Here is a 15,097-nt window from a genome sequence, read left to right as displayed (position 1 = left end):
CGTTATCCCAGTACTCGTGCGCCAGCCGTGTCCAGACGGCAAATATGAACAAAGCCTTCCTGATTTTGCAGGTAGTGTTTAGAGAGCCAGTCCGCCACGCGCTGCGCGGTGTCTGGCTTGTCGCATAAGGCGAACAGCGTTGGGCCGGAGCCGGAGATGCCGCACGCCTGTGCGCCGATATCCATGGATGCCTGTCGCGCTTCGTTAAAGCCCGGCAGCAGCTTCGTGCGATACGGCTCGGCAATAACGTCTTTCATCAGTTTCGCCGCCAGCTGCGGCTGTCGGGTGTAGCAGGCATGAATAAAGCCCGCCAGATGACGCCCGTGGGCGATACAGTCCTGACGACGATACTGCGCCGGCAGGATCGCACGCGCTTCGGCGGTAGAAACCTTAATGCCCGGATAGGCAAGCACCCACAGCCACTCATCAAACCCTGGCACCTGCTGGCTGATGATGCCATTTTCTTCAATCATCAGCTGCATGCCGCCAAGGAAGCACGGCGCCACGTTATCATAATGAATGCTGCCGGAGATGCGCCCTTCCAGCTCGCCCATCAGCGCCAGCAAGCGGCTGTTGTTCAGCGGCTTGCCGCAGTGCTCATTCATCGCCACCAGCGCGGCGACCACCGAGCAGGCGCTGGAGCCGAGTCCCGAACCAATCGGCATGCTCTTTTCCAGCGTCATGGCGACCGGCACGTTTTTACCGATCTCCTGACAGAAGCGTTCCCAGCACTGATAAACGATATTCTCACGCGGTTCAGGCGGCAGCTTGCTGGCAAAACGGCCTACGTTATTCAGGCTGAAGCGCTCTGCCGCCTCAACCGTTACCGTATCGCCCAGCAGCGAACCATCCACCGGCGTAACCGCCGCGCCCAGCACGTCAAATCCGACGCTCATATTGGCGCTGGAAGCCGGGGCATATACTTTAACCATCTTAAACTCCTAACTTCCATGACAGGGTACGCAGCAGATCGGCAAACACGCCCGCCGCCGTCACATCATTCCCTGCGCCATAGCCGCGAAGTACCAGCGGCAGTGGCTGATAATAATGGCTGTAGAACGCCAGGGCGTTCTCGCCGTTTTTCACCTTGTACAGCGGATCGTTGCCATCCACTTCGGCAATCTTCACGCGGCAGACGCCGTCTTCTTCAATATTGCCAACATAGCGCAATACCTTACCTTCATCACGGGCTTTCGCAACGCGGGCGGCAAAGGCGTCGTCAAGCTGCGGCAACCTGGCCATAAAAGCGCTGACGTCGCCGCTGTCATCAAATTCTGCTGGCAGCACCGGCTCAATCACGATATCCGAAAGCTCCAGCTCGCGGCCGGTTTCGCGCACCAGGATCAGCAGCTTACGCGCCACATCCATACCGGAGAGGTCGTCGCGCGGATCCGGCTCGGTGTAGCCCAGCTCGCGCGCGGCGCGGGTGGCTTCCGACAGGCTCATCCCTTCGTCCAGCTTGCCGAAGATAAACGACAGGGAGCCGGAGAGGATGCCGGAGAAACGCTGTAGTTCGTCGCCCGCGTTCAGCAGGTTTTGCAGGTTCTCGATGACCGGCAGGCCTGCGCCCACGTTGGTGTCATACAGAAACTTGCGGCGCGACTTGCTCGCCGCCAGACGCAGCTGGTGATAGTAATCCATCGACGAGGTGTTGGCCTTTTTGTTCGGCGTCACCACATGGAAACCTTCGCGCAGGAAATCCGCGTACTGATCGGCCACAGCCTGGCTGGAGGTACAGTCGACGATCACCGGGTTAAGCAGGTGATACTCTTTCACCAGACGGATCAGACGACCCAGGTTGAACGGCTCTTTCGCCTCTTCCAGTTCCGCCTGCCAGTTTTCCAGGTTCAGACCGTGGACGTTAGTCAGCAACGCTTTCGAGTTCGCAATTCCGCAGACGCGCAGATCGATATGTTTCTTCTTAAGCCACTCCTGCTGGCGCTTTACCTGCTCCAGCAGCGCGCCGCCGACGCCGCCGACGCCCACCAGGAACAGCTCAATCACCTGGTCGGTGTTGAACAGCATCTGATGCACCACGCGCACGCCGGTAGTGGCGTCATCGTTATCCACGACAACGGAAATTGAACGCTCTGATGAGCCCTGGGCAATCGCCACGATATTGATATTGGCCCGCGCCAGGGCGGCAAAGAATTTGGCGGAGATTCCGCGCAGGGTGCGCATGCCGTCGCCTACCACGGAGATCACGGCCAGACGCTCTTGAATCGAGAGCGGCTCCAGCAGCTCTTCTTTCAGCTCCAGGTAGAACTCTTCTTCCAGCGCGCGACGGGCGCGCAGGCAATCGCCCTGCGGGACGCAGAAGCTGATGCTGTATTCGGAAGAAGACTGCGTGATCAGCACCACGGAGATCCCGTTACGGGACATGGCCGCAAATACGCGTGCCGCCATGCCAACCATACCTTTCATACCCGGGCCAGAGACGCTGAACATCGCCATGTTATTAAGGTTCGAAATGCCTTTTACCGGCAGGTCATCTTCATCAGCGCTGGCGCCAATCAGCGTACCCGGCGCCTGCGGATTACCGGTGTTTTTAATCAGGCAAGGGATCTGGAACTGGGCAATCGGGGAGATGGTACGTGGGTGAAGCACTTTGGCGCCGAAGTAGGAAAGCTCCATCGCTTCCTGGTACGACATCGACTTCAACAGCCTGGCGTCCGGCACCTGGCGCGGGTCACAGGTATATACACCATCAACGTCAGTCCAGATCTCACAACAGTCTGCACGTAAACAGGCCGCCAGCACGGCAGCGGAGTAGTCAGAGCCGTTACGCCCCAGCACCACCAGTTCGCCCTTCTCGTTACCGGCGGTGAAGCCTGCCATCAGGATCATGTGGTCAGACGGGATTTTGCTCGCCGCAATGCGGCGTGTCGACTCGGCAATGTCGACGGTGGATTCAAGGTAGTGTCCCACAGCCAGCAGTTTTTCAACCGGATCGATGACCGTCACGTGGTGACCGCGCGCTTCCAGCACGCCCGCCATGATGGCGATAGAGAGTTTTTCACCCCGGCAAATTAGCGCCGCGTTGATGCTGTCCGGGCATTGACCCAGCAGGCTGATACCGTGAAGGACATGTTTAATCTGGGCAAATTCGAGTTCAACGGTGGTTTTCAGCTGCGCCAGCGGGAAGCCAGGCTGGGCGTCTGCCAGCCCCTGAAGCAGTTCAGCGAAGATACGCTCGGCGTCGCTGATGTTCGGAAGTGCATCCTGGCCACCGATGGTTTTTTCAATCATCGCCACCAGGTGGTTCGTGATTTTTGCCGGGGCAGAGAGCACGGTAGCAACCTGCCCCTGCCTGGCGTTACTTTCCAGGATATCGGCAACACGCAGAAAACGCTCTGCATTTGCCACTGATGTACCGCCGAACTTCAACACTCGCATGGTTCTACCTCATTTCCTTTAGCCGAAAAAAAAAGCCCGCACTGTTCAGGTGCGGGCTTTTTTCTGTTTTTCCTGTACGCGTCAGCCCGCATCGTTACCTGTGGTAATGATGATGGTTGTAGTAATGGTGGTGATGCTGATGCGTTTCATGGATGTTGTGTACTCTGTCATTATTATCTGTCTGTGCTCTATTCTTTTAGGGTTAAAGGATCGGACACCTTAAGTCAATGAATTTTTAATTTGATCACAATTCGGGACATTCTCACGTCCCGCTGCGTGCAGATTTATTTTCATCGGAATACCCCAGATGCAACCCCAGACATCAGCAGGATCGGCCATAATAAAAACCTATGACACTATTTTACTCGGCTAATTTTTTTTCAATATCATGAAGCAATCGGTGCAGCATTGCCGTGTCGCGCTGTTCAAGACGCCCCAGGCGCTGCTGTAACCAGTCCACCATTTTTTGATCGTCAGCGACGCCCAGTTGCTCGAGAAGCTTATCTGCACGAATACGCAGCGCCGCCAGCTGGTTTTCATCCGTTACTGACGCTGGCGGCTGAGAAATTTGTATTAAGGATGCTAATTGATAGCAGTACACCATCACCGCCTGCCCCAGATTGAGTGACGGATAATCCGCCACCATCGGCGCGCCCGTCAGGACGTCAGCCAGTTCCAGTTCTTCGTTAGTTAGCCCGGAATCTTCTCGCCCAAACACCAGCGCGGCTTTCTCCAGCCACTGGCTTTTTTCTTCCAGTAGTGGCACCAGTTCAGCAGGCGTGGCGTAATAATGAAACTTCGCCCGGCTGCGCGCGGTCGTCGCGACGGTAAACGAAATATCGTGCAGCGCCTCAGCGAGCGTAGCGTAAGTGGTTATATTATCGAGAATATCACCCGAACCGTGCGCCACCCATCGCGCAGCAGGCTCCAGATGCGCCGCGCTGTCTACGATACGCAAATCGGTAAAACCCATGGTCTTCATGGCACGCGCCGCAGCGCCAATATTTTCAGCTCTTGCTGGTGCCACCAGCACAATCGACAGATGCATTTATGCTCTCTTTTTAATCAGTTAGCAGGTAAAAATGTGATTCACTTCAACATATTACGCAGCACGAATTTACAATTTTGCAACACAAATCACCGAAATAGCGTTTCATAACAATTAAAAAAAGCTAAACTATTTTGTGGCTGAACAATCAGTTAGAATGTTAACAGAAGTCCATTATCCTTATGTTTTGTAATGATAATGACCTTATGAATACTCTTTTCCGATTGGATTCGTACCGTTTATCAATCAATGTCCGCAACTAGTTGGTTTATTGAAAAATTGTGACAAAGGCTAGCATTCAGCTACGATGATTTCATCAAACTGTTAACGTGCTACAATTGAACTTGATATATGTCAACGAAGCGTAGTTTTATTGGGTGTCCGGTGTCACTTAGCCTGTTATGTTGCTGTTAAAATGGTTAGGATGACAGCCGTTTTTGACACTGTCGGGTCCAAAGGGAAAGTACCCACGACCAAGCTAATGATGTTGTTGACGTTGATGGAAAGTGCATCAAGAACGCAATTACGTACTTTAGTCACGTTAAGCCGATCATGTTAATTTGCGACATGCATCAGGCAGGTCAGGGACTTTTGTACTTCCTGTTTCGATTTAGTTGGCAATTTAGGTAGCAAACATGCAGACCCCGCACATTCTTATCGTTGAAGACGAGTTGGTAACACGCAACACGTTAAAGAGCATTTTCGAAGCAGAAGGCTACGATGTCTTTGAAGCGACCGATGGCGCAGAGATGCATCAGATCCTTTCTGAAAATGATATCAACCTGGTGATTATGGATATCAATCTGCCGGGCAAAAACGGGCTTCTTCTGGCGCGCGAACTGCGTGAACAGGCGAACGTCGCGTTGATGTTCCTGACAGGCCGTGACAACGAGGTTGATAAAATTCTTGGTCTGGAAATCGGCGCGGATGACTACATCACCAAGCCGTTCAACCCTCGCGAGTTAACCATTCGTGCACGCAACCTGCTGTCCCGCACCATGAATCTGGGTACGGTCAGTGAAGAGCGTCGTAGCGTCGATAGCTACAAATTCAACGGCTGGGAACTTGATATCAATAGCCGTTCGCTGATTAGCCCGAACGGTGAGCAGTACAAACTGCCGCGCAGTGAATTCCGCGCGATGCTGCACTTCTGCGAAAACCCGGGCAAGATCCAGTCCCGTGCAGAACTGCTGAAGAAAATGACCGGTCGTGAGTTGAAGCCACACGATCGTACCGTTGACGTAACCATCCGTCGTATTCGTAAACATTTCGAATCTACGCCTGATACGCCGGAAATCATCGCCACGATCCATGGTGAAGGCTATCGTTTCTGCGGTGACCTCCAGGAGTAATCCTCCCGTCACGCAGTAAAAAACGGCGCTTTTGCGCCGTTTTTTTTATCAATGCCACGGCATAATCGGCACCGCGCTAATCGCGTTTTTCGGTGAGCCTTCCACGACTTTGTCGGAATAAGCCAGATAAGCCAGTGTGTTACGCTTCGCGTCATAAAAACGGACCACCTGTAGCTTTTTGAACACCAGCGAGGTCCGTTTCTGGAATACAACGTCGCCCTGCGCTTTGCCGTTTTTAATTTTGTCACTCAATTCCACCGGACCAACCTGCTGGCAGGAGATGGCCGCGTCAGACGTGTCTTCAGCCAGCCCCAGGCCGCCTTTAATCCCGCCGGTCTTCGCCCGGCTGACATAGCAGGTGACGTTTTTAACGTCCGGATCGTCAAAGGCCTCCACCACAATTTTGTGGTCCGGCCCAAACATTTTAAACACGGTGTCCACGGAGCCAATTTGCTCCGCCTGTGCCACGCGCCCTGCCATCAGCGCCAGTGCTGCAAAGACTAAAACCTTGTATTTCATATTGTTACCATTCATAAAAATTACGCTGAGCGATTATTCAACAGGTTAGATAAAAATGTAGCAAGATCACAGGATTAGAATATATCCGCACTTAAATCACCACAAAAAGCATTTATGCGCAAAAAAAACACTGAATGCTAAAACGTCAAAAAATGCTATTATCCGCTAACCTGTAAACAGGCACCTGCGGCAGTTTTAAGGATGAGGATAGTATATGGATCAGGCTGGAATTATTCGCGACCTGCTCACCTGGCTGGAAGGTCATCTCGACCAGCCTTTGTCACTGGATAATGTGGCGGCAAAAGCAGGCTATTCCAAGTGGCATCTGCAAAGGATGTTCAAGGATGTCACCGGTCATGCTATCGGTGCCTATATTCGCGCACGTCGTTTATCAAAGTCTGCTGTCGCGTTGCGCCTGACCGCGCGACCAATCCTGGATATTGCCCTGCAATATCGCTTCGATTCACAGCAAACCTTCACTCGCGCCTTTAAAAAACAGTTCTCGTTAACGCCAGCGCTTTATCGCCGCTCGCCGGACTGGAGCTCCTTTGGTATGCGTCCGCCGCTGCGTCTGGGCGAGTTTGCGATGCCAAAATATGAAATCATCACCCTGCCGGAAACGCACCTGGTCGGCACCACGCAGAGCTACTCCTGTTCCCTGGAGCAGATCTCCGAGTTCCGCCATCAGATGCGCGTTCAGTTCTGGCGCGAATTTTTAAGCCACGCTCCGGCGATCCCGCCGATTCTGTATGGCCTGAACGAAACGTATCCAAGCCAGGAAAAAGACGACGAGCAGGAAGTGTTCTATACCACGGCGCTGACGCCTGACATGGCGAACGGTTACATTCATGGCTCGAAGCCTGTCGTGCTGGAAGGCGGCGAGTATGTGATGTTCTCATACGAAGGGTTAGGAACGGGCGTTCAGGAGTTCATCCTGACCGTTTACGGGACCTGCATGCCAATGCTGAATCTGAATCGCCGTAAAGGTCAGGACATTGAGCGCTACTATCCGGCGCAAGATGCAAAACCGGAAGAAGGCCCTATCAATCTGCGGATGGAATTCCTGATTCCGGTACGTCGTTAACGCTGCAACTCATCCAGTGCAGGGGCATCAAGATGCGAAATGTCCCCTGCCATCTCAACCACCCACCCCGATGCCAGCCAGGCACTTTCCTGATAGTCGATACGGGAAATGGAACAGTTGCGCAGACGCAAACGGCGCTCGGCGTAAGCTGGCAGCCCCAGAATGGTACTCACCAGGCAACCCAGCGCGATACCGTGGCTCACCAGCAGCGGTCGGCTACCTGCCGGGAGTTTCAGGCACTCGGCCAGCGCGGCATGCATGCGCACGCTCAGCTCCTGCATGGATTCCCCCTCAGGGATGCGACCATCTTCAGTGCCGTTCACCAGCGTGCGACGCCAGCCTTCTTCGGTTTCCGTCAGCGTATCGATAGGGCGTTTTTCCAGCACGCCCATATCCAGCTCGCGCAGGCGCGGTTCAAGGGTCACGTCGCAGCCACAGGCATCGGCGATGATGCGTGCCGTCTGCTGCGTGCGGCCTAAATCACTGGAGATGACGTGAGTGATACCCAGCGTTCTGGCGCGCTCCGCCACCTGCCACGCTTGCTGCACACCTTTGTCGGTGAGAGGACTGTCTGACTGGCCTTGAATACGTCGCTCGGCGTTCCACTGCGTTTCACCGTGGCGAACAAGGTATACCTGTAACATGCTTTTTTTCCGTTATACTGCGATGAATTTTTTAAATCGAGCTTAATTATGCACCATGTTGTCTCTGCTACCACCAATCCTGCCAAAATTCAGGCAATTCTAAGGGCATTTGAAGAGATCTTCGGCGAAGGATCCTGCCATATTGACGCCGTCGGCGTCGAGAGCGGTGTGCCGGAACAGCCGTTTGGCAGCGAGGAAACACGCGCTGGCGCACGAAATCGCGTGGCGAATGCAAAAGCCGCCGCGCCAGATGCTGACTTCTGGGTCGCGATTGAAGCAGGTATCGACGAAGGGGCGACCTTCAGCTGGGTTGTCATCGAAAGCCGCGAGCAGCGCGGCGAAGCGCGTTCAGCCACGCTGCCGCTGCCGGAGGTCATACTGGAGAAAGTCCGCGCGGGTGAGGCGCTGGGGCCGGTAATGTCGCACTACACCGGCATTGATGAGATTGGTCGTAAAGAGGGGGCGATTGGCGTCTTTACCGCGGGCAAGCTCACCCGTTCGAGCGTTTACCACCAGGCCGTTATTCTGGCGTTAAGTCCGTTCCATAACGCGATTTATCGTTAAGTTTGTAGGCCGGATAAGGCGAAGCCGTCATCCGGCGTTTTTCAGCAATACCGCTTCAAGCCACTGACGCAGTTCAACCGGCGCCGACTTCAGGCTGTTTGAACCCCGGGTAATCGTCGCGATGCCCGCGCCCAGCTCGTTTTTCAGCTCGCGCTGGCTCATTTCGCCGCGCAGCAGTTCCTCAATAATGCGTACCCGTGTACCCAGCGCTTCACGCTCGTCTGGCGTCAGCATCAGCTGTAGCAAGGGTAAATGCAGATCTTTGTCGTAAGACTGGCGGAGCAACTCCACAAAACGAAGCCACTCCTGATGACGCTGTTCGGCCATGGCCGAGGAATACGGGGAATGCTGGGTCATGTTATGCTGCCTCTTGTACTCATTAGCGAGTACAGCATAACACAACCCGCGCCGATCAGTAACGTCTCTGCCACTCGGCATCGCTCATCAGGGCATCTTTCTCCCCCATGAAGTGCCGATAGTAGGCGTCATACGCCAGCACGTTCTTCACATATCCGCGCGTTTCCGAGAACGGAATGCTCTCGACGAACGCCACGGCGTCGAGTCGCCCTGCGCTGTTGCCAAGCCATGTCCGCACGCGGCCTGGCCCGGCGTTGTACGCGGCTGACGCGAAGATACGGTTATTACCGAACTGCTGATAGACGTACTGCAAGTAGCTGGTACCGATGTTGATGTTGGTCTCCGGATCCAGCAGCTGGGACGGGCTGCTGTAGCCTGGGATATTAAACATCTTCACCGTGTGCGTCGCGGTGCCCGGCATAATTTGCATCAGGCCGCTGGCCCCCACCGGCGAACGCACTTTCGGGTTCCAGGCGCTTTCCTGACGGGCAATGGCCATCGCGTAGCTTTGCGGAATATCTTTGCCGCTGGTGTAGCGATCGAACAGATCCTTATAAGCCAGCGGGAAACGCTCTTCGAGATGATCCCACAGCTTGCCGGCGATCGTCGCCTGCACGCTCAGATCCCACCAGCGATTATCAAACGCATAGCGGGCGAGCTGCGCCTTCTCGTCGGTGGTACGGCTGGTGACCAGGTTGGCCCATTCGCTGCGCGCGGTATTATCCAGATTCCAGTACATCAGCTCGCGCACGCGCGCCATTTCCGGCCCCTGCGTCAGCGCCGGGTTCGCGTTGGCTGGCGCTTTGTCGATCTTCAGTGTGTACTCCTCGCCCAGACGCTGCGCCGCCGCCATCGGGTAGAAGCCGCGCTGCTGCATCAGGGAGTGGAGGATCGCTTTGGCTTCGTCTTCACGACCACGCTCCAGCAGCAGGTCCGCCTGCCAGTAACGCCATTCATCTTTCTCTTTAGCATCCATCGGCAGGCGCGCCAGCCAGGTATTGAGGCCACGACGATCGCCCGTTCCCAGCGCCATGCGCACGCGACGCTCCACCAGCGAGACAGAGTTTGAACGCATTACCGCGTCGTCACGCCAGCACGCCTGTTCGTCGGTGACATCTGTTCCCATCAGTCGCCATGCCACAATATCGCGCAGTTCCTGGGTTTGATCGTCATTAAGCTGCTGGGCCTGCACCAGCTGCGGGATCATCAGCCGGGCGTTTTCCACATCCTCACGCGCCACGCTGGCAAAGGCCACCGCCGCCATCTGGCGGGTAAAATCGGTCGCGCCGGTGGTACGCGCAAACGTCAGCACGGTATTGGGATCGTTTGCCAGACTGATAACGGCAGAGGCAATGGTCTGATAATCCGCGGGCATCTGGCCCGCCAGCACGGTGACCAGCCGGGTGTTACCGGCCTTCATCGCCAGGCGAATACGTTCCAGGTAAGAGAGCGGATCCTGCTTGCCCGAGGCGCGCCAGGCGCTGAACAGCGGGTCACAGGCGTTTGGCTGGCTTTTGCCCGTCAACCACAGCTCTTTCGCGCCGGTCCAGGCTTCCTCCTGCTGACCGGTCGCCCATTTCGCATAATAGTAATTACACTGCGCTTCCGTCGCGCCCGGTTTATCCGGGCTGAAAGCCAGCAGGCCGCGCCAGTCTTCGCGACGGGCCAGCTCGTTCACAAACCGGGACTTCAGGGTGCGCGCAGGCGGCAGTGTCGGGTTCGCCTGAATGAAGTTATTTACGGTGACGGTCGGTTGATTCATGAGATCATCAGTGATCTGACGATACTCCAGATACGGATACAGCGGATAATCCTTCAGCGTCGGCATCAGCGCCTGCACGGTATCCATCTGCTTGTTGTCCCATGCCTGCTTAATCTGGGCATAGCGGTTACGTTGTTCATCCAGTGAATCGGCATGCACCGCCTGGCTTACCGCCATTACGCATACGCTGGCAGCCAGCAGACGCCAGACCACCCGTTTGGCTTTTTCCACAAGCTCTTCCTCATTGTTTTTCGTCAGTTGCAGCGTCTTGCCACGTTAAAGTTACCTCAACTTATGCTAACCAGGCATCCCACAACGCGCCACGTCATGGACACTTTTTTACCTTTCTTGCGCGTTTTAACACTCCCGACGTTCCTGGCTGGGATTAGGGCGTGAAAAAGGCTACACTTCGAGGCTGAAATTCATTCTCATCACGATAAAAGAGGCGAAGTCCAACGTGGCTCAATTCGTTTATACCATGCATCGTGTCGGCAAAGTTGTCCCGCCGAAACGTCATATTCTTAAAAATATCTCGCTGAGCTTTTTCCCGGGCGCAAAAATCGGTGTTCTGGGTCTCAACGGTGCCGGTAAGTCCACCCTGCTGCGCATCATGGCCGGCATCGATACAGACATCGAAGGTGAAGCCCGTCCGCAGCCTGGCATCAAGATCGGCTACCTGCCGCAGGAACCTCAGCTGAACCCGGAACACACCGTGCGTGAATCCGTTGAAGAAGCGGTATCCGAAGTGGTTAACGCCCTGAAAGGTCTGGATGAAGTGTATGCCAAATACGCCGAGCCGGATGCGGACTTCGACAAACTGGCCGCTCAGCAGGGCAAATTTGAAGAGATTATCCAGGCGCACGACGGTCACAACCTGAACGTGCAGCTGGAGCGCGCGGCAGATGCCCTGCGTCTGCCGGACTGGGATGCGAAAATCGCGAATCTCTCCGGTGGTGAACGTCGCCGCGTGGCGCTGTGCCGCCTGCTGCTGGAAAAACCAGACATGCTGCTGCTCGACGAACCGACCAACCACCTGGATGCGGAATCCGTGGCGTGGCTGGAACGCTTCCTGCACGACTTCGAAGGCACCGTGGTGGCAATTACCCACGACCGCTACTTCCTCGACAACGTGGCGGGCTGGATCCTGGAGCTGGACCGCGGCGAAGGCATTCCGTGGGAAGGTAACTACTCCTCCTGGCTGGAACAGAAAGATCAGCGTCTGGCGCAGGAAGCGTCTCAGGAAGCGGCGCGTCGTAAATCTATTGAGAAAGAGCTGGAGTGGGTGCGTCAGGGCGCGAAAGGCCGTCAGTCCAAGGGCAAAGCCCGTCTGGCACGCTTCGAAGAGCTGAACAACACCGAATACCAGAAGCGTAACGAAACCAACGAACTGTTTATCCCGCCTGGCGCACGTCTGGGGGATAAAGTGGTTGAAGTGACCAACCTGCGTAAGTCATACGGCGACCGCCTGCTGATCGACGATCTGACCTTCTCCGTACCGAAAGGCGCTATCGTCGGCATTATCGGTCCGAACGGCGCGGGTAAATCCACCCTGTTCCGCATGATGTCCGGTCAGGAACAACCTGACAGCGGCTCTATCACCCTGGGTGAGACCGTGAAGCTGGCCTCCGTTGACCAGTTCCGTGACGCGATGGACAACAGCAAAACCGTGTGGGAAGAAGTCTCCGGCGGTCTGGATATCATGCGTATCGGCAACACCGAGATGCCAAGCCGCGCCTATGTTGGCCGCTTTAACTTCAAGGGTACCGACCAGGGCAAACGCGTGGGCGAGCTGTCTGGCGGTGAGCGTGGTCGTCTGCACCTGGCGAAGCTGCTTCAGGTTGGCGGCAACGTTCTGCTGCTCGATGAACCTACCAACGACCTGGACATCGAAACCCTGCGCGCGCTGGAAAACGCCCTGCTGGAATTCCCGGGCTGCGCCATGGTTATCTCGCACGACCGCTGGTTCCTTGACCGTATCGCGACCCACATTCTGGACTACCAGGACGAAGGTAAAGTGGAGTTCTTCGAAGGTAACTTCACCGAATACGAAGAGTACAAGAAACGCACGCTGGGCGCAGACGCGCTGGAGCCGAAGCGTATTAAGTACAAGCGTATTGCGAAATAAAAGCAAAACGGCAACTTCGGTTGCCGTTTTTTATGTTTGTTCCCTCTCCGCGTGGGAGAGGGCCTGGGTGATGGCATCAGGCCGCACAGTGTGTAGGCCGGGTAAGGCGAAGCCACCACCCGGCTTTTTTATTTGCCCACGTAATACCGCTTCACCTCATCAAACTGCATCGCAAAGTCGATATAGCTCATCAGCGCAGGCGAATTGAGCTTACGGCTCGGATAGGCCAGCCAGAGATCGTTCCCCTCAACGCGCCACTCCGGTAGCACCTTTACCAGCGCGCCCTTTTCAATTTTATCTTCCAGCAGGAATGCGGGTAACAGCGTGATCCCCGCCCCGGCAATGGCGCATTCTCGGGCGTACACCAGGTTATCCGTCATGTGGGCGTTATCCGGCAGGTAGCGGTAATCCTCACTCTCGCTTCGCAGAAGCCACTCCGACCATGCCCGGTGCGTAATGCAGCGGTGATCCACCAGCTGTCGGGGATGGATTAACGGCGCCCGACGTGCCAGATAGTCAGGCGAGGCCAGCATGTAGCGCGGACAGTGCCCAATCATGCGGCCAATCAGGGAAGAATCCTGCGGTTTGCCGGTGCGCAGCGCCACGTCAAAGCCCGACTCGACCAGATCCACCACATCGTCTGAAATTGATACATCCAGCGACACGTCAGGGTAGCGAAGCTGGAACTCGGCATTCATATGCGCCAGCAGCGTCGCGCCAATCCCTGCCGGACAGGTGATCCTCAGCCGTCCGCTGGGGTTTTCTCGCAGCCGCTGAATGGCATACTCCGCGCGCTCGCTGGCCGCCAGCATCTCGCGGCAGTGCACCAGATAGTGCTCGCCCGCAAACGTCAGGCTTATTCTGCGCGTCGTGCGGTTAAGCAGGCGGATCCCCACCTGCTGCTCCAGCTGGCTAATGCGTTGGCTGACGCTGGATTTCGGCAGTTCAGCCTTCTGCGCCGCCGCAGTAAAGCTGCCCATCTCAGCCACCAGCGCAAACAGCGCCATATCCTGTAGCTGTTTAAACATGATTGTTCACCCTGTACGAACGCTGAGTTCTTGATTGTCCATCTTATCATGCAGCTGACCACTTAATAGACTAGCCTCAACACAACGCATTCATTGAGGAGAACACCATGTCTGTTAAAGCCATTGCCGTTAACCCAGAAAATCCCTCCACCTTCGTTGAAATCACCCCGCCGATGCCGCAGCCCGGCGAGTACGATCTGCTGGTGGAGGTGAAAGCCGTCTCCGTAAACCCGGTGGACACCAAGGTACATGCAGGTATTGCTAAAAGCGGGCTGAAGGAGCCGCGCATTCTCGGGTGGGATGCCAGCGGGATCGTCAAAGCCGTCGGGGCTGGCGTCACCGGATTTAAACCGGGTGACGAAGTATGGTACGCGGGGGATATCACCCGACCGGGCAGCAATACCACGCACCAGCTTATCGATGCGCGCATTGTCGGGCACAAGCCTGCAAACCTTGGCTGGGCCTCTGCGGCAGCACTGCCGCTGACGGCGCTCACCGCGTGGGAAGGCCTGTTTGAACGGCTGAAGATTCAGGATGCCGACGCAGATAAAACGCTGCTGATAATTGGCGGCGCGGGTGGAGTCGGATCGCTGGCGATCCCGTTTGCGAAGCACAACAGCAAGGTGAAGATCGTCGCAACCGCCTCACGAGAAGATTCCGCCCGGTGGTGTCGCGATCGCGGGGCTGACGTTGTCGTAAATTACCGCGACCTGAAGGGTGAACTGGCGAAACAGGGGCTCACCTTTGTGGATTACATTTTTATCCTCAACGACACCGACGGGCACTGGGATGCGGTCAGCGATCTGATTGCCCCTCAGGGACACATTTGTTCCATCGTTGAAAATGCGCATCCGCTAAACCAGGACAAGCTGAAGTCCAAATCTGCCGCCCTGCACTGGGAATTTATGTACACCCGCAGCATGTACCAGACCGCGGATATGGCGCGCCAGGGCGAGATTTTAAATGAGGTGGCGAAGCTGGTGGATAACGGCGTGGTGGAAAGCTCGCTCAGCGAAACGCTGCACGGGCTGAGCGTGGAAAGCATTACCGAAGCGCACCGCATGGTGCTGGAGGGGCATATCCGTGGGAAAGTGGTGGTTGAGTTCTGAGTGGTTTGTTCCCCCTCACCCTGCCCTCTCCCCACGGGGGAGAGGGTAAAGATAGCTCCGTGCGATCCCCTCTCCCCTTTGGGGAGAGGGTTAGGGTGAGGGGTAAGTT

The 15,097-nt window shown here is 55.8% G+C and carries 15 protein-coding genes and 1 other annotated feature; of the genes, 5 read left to right on the top strand and 10 right to left on the bottom strand.

Going from position 1 to position 15,097, the window contains the following annotated elements; all coding sequences use genetic code 11:
• Positions 1-2: 2 nt before the first annotated feature.
• The 5 genes from thrB to yjjY form a co-directional block, all read right to left on the bottom strand.
• Positions 3-932 carry a homoserine kinase gene (gene thrB / locus HWQ15_RS11750; RefSeq protein ID WP_023299286.1) on the bottom strand — a complete coding sequence of 310 codons (930 nt, stop codon included), beginning with the start codon at positions 930-932 and terminating at the stop codon, positions 3-5.
• Between the two features lies 1 nt (position 933).
• The gene (gene thrA, locus HWQ15_RS11745) at positions 934-3,396 is read right to left on the bottom strand and encodes a bifunctional aspartate kinase/homoserine dehydrogenase I (RefSeq protein ID WP_022646997.1); all 2,463 of its coding nucleotides are present in this window, start codon (positions 3,394-3,396) and stop codon (positions 934-936) included.
• A gap of 25 nt (positions 3,397-3,421) precedes the next feature.
• Positions 3,422-3,539: a sequence feature (Thr leader region), on the bottom strand.
• Positions 3,478-3,546 carry a thr operon leader peptide gene (gene thrL, locus HWQ15_RS11740; protein ID WP_015572623.1) on the bottom strand — a complete coding sequence of 23 codons (69 nt, stop codon included), beginning with the start codon at positions 3,544-3,546 and terminating at the stop codon, positions 3,478-3,480. Its footprint overlaps the feature before it by 62 nt.
• Positions 3,547-3,757: 211 nt before the next feature.
• Positions 3,758-4,444, bottom strand: coding sequence for a tRNA/rRNA methyltransferase (locus HWQ15_RS11735; RefSeq protein ID WP_038415292.1), 687 nt, complete (start codon positions 4,442-4,444; stop codon positions 3,758-3,760).
• A 399-nt stretch (positions 4,445-4,843) separates the two neighbouring features.
• Complete coding sequence (gene yjjY, locus HWQ15_RS11730; protein WP_001541509.1) at positions 4,844-4,984, bottom strand: protein YjjY; 141 nt, start codon at positions 4,982-4,984, stop codon at positions 4,844-4,846.
• Between the two features lie 95 nt (positions 4,985-5,079).
• Between yjjY and arcA the strand changes: the two genes are divergently transcribed.
• Entirely contained in the window at positions 5,080-5,796 is a 717-nt protein-coding gene (gene arcA / locus HWQ15_RS11725; protein ID WP_003856501.1) for a two-component system response regulator ArcA, read from the top strand.
• Between the two features lie 48 nt (positions 5,797-5,844).
• Here arcA and creA read toward each other — a convergent pair whose 3' ends face one another.
• Entirely contained in the window at positions 5,845-6,315 is a 471-nt protein-coding gene (gene creA / locus HWQ15_RS11720; RefSeq protein ID WP_003856503.1) for a protein CreA, read from the bottom strand.
• Positions 6,316-6,529: 214 nt separating this feature from the next.
• Here creA and robA point away from each other — a divergent pair, with 214 nt between their 5' ends.
• Positions 6,530-7,399: an MDR efflux pump AcrAB transcriptional activator RobA gene (robA, locus tag HWQ15_RS11715; RefSeq protein ID WP_022646995.1), complete on the top strand. Its 870-nt coding sequence runs from the start codon at positions 6,530-6,532 to the stop codon at positions 7,397-7,399.
• On the opposite strand, the gene gpmB is transcribed toward robA, so the two are convergent.
• Positions 7,396-8,043 (bottom strand): 2,3-diphosphoglycerate-dependent phosphoglycerate mutase GpmB, encoded by a 648-nt coding sequence (gene gpmB, locus HWQ15_RS11710; RefSeq protein WP_006810187.1) that lies wholly within the window; start codon positions 8,041-8,043, stop codon positions 7,396-7,398. The genes robA and gpmB overlap by 4 nt on opposite strands.
• Before the next feature lie 48 nt (positions 8,044-8,091).
• Between gpmB and yjjX the strand changes: the two genes are divergently transcribed.
• Complete coding sequence (gene yjjX / locus HWQ15_RS11705; protein WP_022646994.1) at positions 8,092-8,607, top strand: inosine/xanthosine triphosphatase; 516 nt, start codon at positions 8,092-8,094, stop codon at positions 8,605-8,607.
• A 27-nt stretch (positions 8,608-8,634) separates the two neighbouring features.
• Here the strand turns inward: yjjX and trpR are convergent, their stop codons facing one another.
• The gene (gene trpR / locus HWQ15_RS11700; RefSeq protein WP_003856511.1) at positions 8,635-8,964 is read right to left on the bottom strand and encodes a trp operon repressor; all 330 of its coding nucleotides are present in this window, start codon (positions 8,962-8,964) and stop codon (positions 8,635-8,637) included.
• A 55-nt stretch (positions 8,965-9,019) separates the two neighbouring features.
• Entirely contained in the window at positions 9,020-10,957 is a 1,938-nt protein-coding gene (sltY, locus tag HWQ15_RS11695) for a murein transglycosylase (protein ID WP_063148744.1), read from the bottom strand.
• Positions 10,958-11,183: 226 nt separating this feature from the next.
• On the opposite strand from sltY, the gene ettA reads away from it, so the two are divergent.
• Entirely contained in the window at positions 11,184-12,851 is a 1,668-nt protein-coding gene (gene ettA / locus HWQ15_RS11690) for an energy-dependent translational throttle protein EttA (RefSeq protein WP_014882470.1), read from the top strand.
• Positions 12,852-12,979: 128 nt separating this feature from the next.
• Here the strand turns inward: ettA and HWQ15_RS11685 are convergent, their stop codons facing one another.
• Positions 12,980-13,879 carry a LysR family transcriptional regulator gene (locus tag HWQ15_RS11685; protein WP_022646992.1) on the bottom strand — a complete coding sequence of 300 codons (900 nt, stop codon included), beginning with the start codon at positions 13,877-13,879 and terminating at the stop codon, positions 12,980-12,982.
• A 107-nt stretch (positions 13,880-13,986) separates the two neighbouring features.
• Here HWQ15_RS11685 and HWQ15_RS11680 point away from each other — a divergent pair, with 107 nt between their 5' ends.
• Positions 13,987-14,988: a zinc-binding alcohol dehydrogenase family protein gene (locus HWQ15_RS11680; RefSeq protein WP_176587389.1), complete on the top strand. Its 1,002-nt coding sequence runs from the start codon at positions 13,987-13,989 to the stop codon at positions 14,986-14,988.
• Positions 14,989-15,097 lie beyond the last annotated feature (109 nt).

The sequence above is a fragment of the Enterobacter sp. DSM 30060 genome (genome assembly GCF_013375955.1).
Classification (GTDB): Bacteria; Pseudomonadota; Gammaproteobacteria; order Enterobacterales; family Enterobacteriaceae; genus Enterobacter; species Enterobacter intestinihominis.
This window is presented reverse-complemented; position numbering and strand designations above follow the sequence as displayed.